Annotated in this window: 1 protein-coding gene; it reads left to right on the top strand. The window is 51.9% G+C overall.

All coding sequences use genetic code 11. The annotated features are described in order from the left end of the window. Positions 1–530, top strand: a 530-nt coding sequence (locus tag E1189_RS22280) for a hypothetical protein (RefSeq protein ID WP_196220854.1), incomplete at both ends; no start/stop codon positions are given.

Below are 530 nucleotides of genomic sequence, written 5' to 3' on the forward strand. Positions count from 1 at the left end.
GGCCTTCGAGTTTACCACCCAGAATCAGGATTACAGCTGCCTGGCCTGGCAAAAGGATGCTAATGACAGCGTCAAACAGGCGGAAGAGGGTATGGCCCGCACGTTCCATGATCTGGGGGTGTGGAGCAGCCTTGGGGTATTACACAGTTCAACAGCAGCCCTGTTCCACAACTTTGCGGGCAACAGGATAGAAATTTTACTACCGGAATTATTTACAGCCTTCGACTCTGCCATCACCGCCTTTCCTGGTAGTCTCAGTTACTGGGATACCAAGGCCACAGAACAGTCAGACTGGGGATTTACCGGATTACGGGATATCGGAGATGCTGAGTTCTACGGCACCATCAGCATGCATTCATGGAAAGACAGTAGCTGGCAATTCCCAACCTTTTCCCAGCGCGCAGCTTTTGTCAATATTGCCTGCTCCAATCTCATGGCCGGGCTGTTGCACTATATGCGCTTGCACAAGACAAGCACAGACTGGTATTACCGTAACCAGGCCTCTTGCCAACGGCTGGCTGACTGGATAG

This window comes from Parendozoicomonas verongulae (assembly GCF_009711465.1).
GTDB classification, from domain to species: domain Bacteria; phylum Pseudomonadota; class Gammaproteobacteria; order Pseudomonadales; family Endozoicomonadaceae; genus Sansalvadorimonas; species Sansalvadorimonas verongulae.